The organism is Chryseobacterium luquanense (genome assembly GCF_026460945.1).
GTDB lineage: Bacteria > Bacteroidota > Bacteroidia > Flavobacteriales > Weeksellaceae > Chryseobacterium > Chryseobacterium luquanense.
Genome location: NZ_JAOVZV010000037.1, coordinates 1 through 2,800, shown reverse-complemented (window position 1 = coordinate 2,800; position 2,800 = coordinate 1). Strand labels below are relative to the sequence as shown.

At 39.1% G+C, this 2,800-nt stretch carries 3 protein-coding genes; all 3 read left to right on the top strand.

The features are described from left to right. Positions 1-142 precede the first annotated feature (142 nt). Positions 143-529 carry a type VI secretion system tube protein TssD gene (gene tssD / locus OEA66_RS20345; RefSeq protein WP_267283132.1) on the top strand — a complete coding sequence of 129 codons (387 nt, stop codon included), beginning with the start codon at positions 143-145 and terminating at the stop codon, positions 527-529. Between the two features lie 159 nt (positions 530-688). Further along, entirely contained in the window at positions 689-1,078 is a 390-nt protein-coding gene (gene tssD / locus OEA66_RS20340) for a type VI secretion system tube protein TssD (RefSeq protein WP_267283131.1), read from the top strand. Positions 1,079-1,189: 111 nt separating this feature from the next. Further along, positions 1,190-2,800: type VI secretion system Vgr family protein (locus OEA66_RS20335; RefSeq protein ID WP_267283130.1), on the top strand; the 1,611-nt coding region annotated here is incomplete at its 3' end.

Sequence of the window (2,800 nt, the reverse complement as noted above, 5' to 3'; positions counted from 1 at the left end):
TTCTTGAATTCAAATTAGCATTATTGAATAGATAGGGATTGAAATATTGATTTCTACGATGTCCTTATCACTTTGTAATTTCATTGGTTCAAAGATTTTTAAAAACACAGATTCTATTCATAACAATTAAAATTTTACAATTATGTCATTTAAATCCATATTAAAAGTAGCGGGAAAAAACTACAACGTATTAAGCATAAACTACGGTTTATTCCAGGAGACAGATGCTACGGGAAGACCATCGACCATTACAAGAGGTGGTAAAATAGATATCACCGTTGAAAGTACCGGCGAGACCGATTTGTTTGAATGGATGACCAATTCATTCGAGAGAAAAGACGGAAGCGTTGTGTTCTACAAAAGAGACACCGAAGCTACGTTGAAAGAGCTGAAATTTTCAGAAGCTTATCTGGTAAAGCATAAAGAAAAATTTGATGCAACCGGAGATAATCCTCTTACGGAAACCTTTACCATTTCTGCAAGAGAGCTTGAGATGGGAACAGGGAAGTACATCAATGAGTGGGTGTAAGTTAATATGCAATTCACAAAATGGGTAGTTTAGGTATTGCCCATTTTTTGGCTTTTTTAAGTATAAAATTAGAGTAATACGATGAGATAAATGGTAAAAACTCTTTTCAATTAATTTTATCACTTATCATTTTATCATTAATCATTTATAATTAAAAATATGTCCTTTTTATCAAAACTAGAATTAGACGGCAACACCTATAATATTTTAGAGTGCAAATATAATTTCGTTCAACCCGTTGACGGCACCGGAAAACCGAAAGGAATGCCAAAAGGAGGAGACATCATCATCAAAATCGAAAGCACGGGAAATCCTGAACTTTTAGGATGGATGCTGGATCATAATCAGATGAAAAACGGAAAAATCACTTTCTACCGAAGAGATGCGATGAGCAAACTTCAGGAGCTGAATTTTGAAAAAGCGTACTGCATCGAGTTTACGGAATGCTTCAATGGTCTTGACAGCCAGCCTTTGCAGATAGAAATGCGTCTGATTGCCAAGAAATTCAACATCAACGGAGCTACGCACGAAAAACAGTGGCTGGAGTAATTATGAATGATAAAATATTAATGATGAATGATAAAATAGGAAGACAATCTATAAATAATCAGCATCATTATTCATCACTCATCACTCATCACTCATCAATAATAAGATAGTATGGAAAACCAAGATTTCTCGACCCTATTCGGCACTTCCCGCAGATTTGAAGACTGGCTTTATGATAAAACCAACCCTTTGGTATACTGCCTTCTGACCTTAGACGGCAAAGAGTTTATCCGTAAAAACAGCTACACGGTAGAACTGACCCAGAAAACCAATGACCACGACAGCTTTACGATTGTCGTTCCTGATGATGCTTTAGACAGCTTCCAGGGCTATGTGATGGAAAACTCCAAAAACCTTCTCGGAAAAGAAATAGGAATTACCTATTGGCGTTTTGGTGAATCTAAACACTACTTCAGAGGTATTATCGGGAAAATCCGCAACAAAAAAGACGAAGGCGGTGGTTACGGAGATCTTCACATTACGGGTTTTGCCACAAGCATTTTACTGGAAAGCGGAAAAGACTGCCAAAGTTTTGAAGACAAAACATTGGAGCAGATTGTTAAACAGGTGACCGAAGAATATCCGCAGGAAGCCAAAGTAGAAATATCATCCAATAAGCTGAACGAATACAATAAAAAACCGCTTCCCTACACGGTTCAGTACAAAGAATCTGATTACGAATTCATCAGGAGACTCGCCATCCGTCACGGAGAATATTTCTATTACAACGGAGAAAAACTCATCTTCGGAAACACGGTACAACCTATTTTGAAATTGGGCGAAAATGTAGATTTGATCGATGTTGAATTTGAGATGCGGATGCAGGCTCAGGAATTTACCTTCGTAAGTTACGACACGCAAAGCGGAGCTAAAATAGAAAAAAACAGCAGTAGCGCCAGAAGCGAATTCAAGGAAAGCCCATTTCAGGTGATTGCCACCAATGCTTCTAAAAATGTATTCAAGAAGAAACCCAAGATGCACTTCAACCCTACGGGAATTCAAGACAGTTCGGAAGGTCAGTTGGAAGAAGCCGTAAGATTGGAAAAAGAAAAGCGTGAGAATCTGATGCAGGTAAAAGGCAGAAGCAAAACTCCGGAACTGAAGATTGGCGGAAGAGCCAAGCTCTCGGACATCAACGGCAAAGCAATGGAAACCTACAGGATCATCGAAATAAAACACGTTTACGAACCGGGCGATTATTACAATGAGTTTGTAGGAATCCCAGATTTGTTCAATGCAGCACCATACATCGACACCGAAGCGGTACCGAAAGGCGAGGAACAACCAGCAAGAGTTGTGGATAACAACGATCCGATGGGAATGGGAAGAATACGAGTACAATTTCCTTGGCAGGAGGATAAGGGGCAGAAAACACCTTGGATTAGATTAATTCAGCCACATTCGGGAGCGGGAAAAGGTTTTCATTTTATTCCTGAGATTGGCGAGGAGGTTTTGGTAAGCCACGAATCCCAAAATGCAGAGAAACCATTCGTGATGGGAACGCATTATAATGGTGGGGAAACGAGTTCTTATCACACGAGCGGAAACGACAAGAAAGTGATTCATACGAGATCGGGAACAAAGATTATTCTGAATGATGCTGAAGGTTCTGTTTTTATAGAAGATCCGAGTGGAAATACTTATTTAATGGATGGGAATGGGAATATTAATGTGAATGCACCGAAGAATATGACGTTTACGGCGGGGGAAGATATTAATATT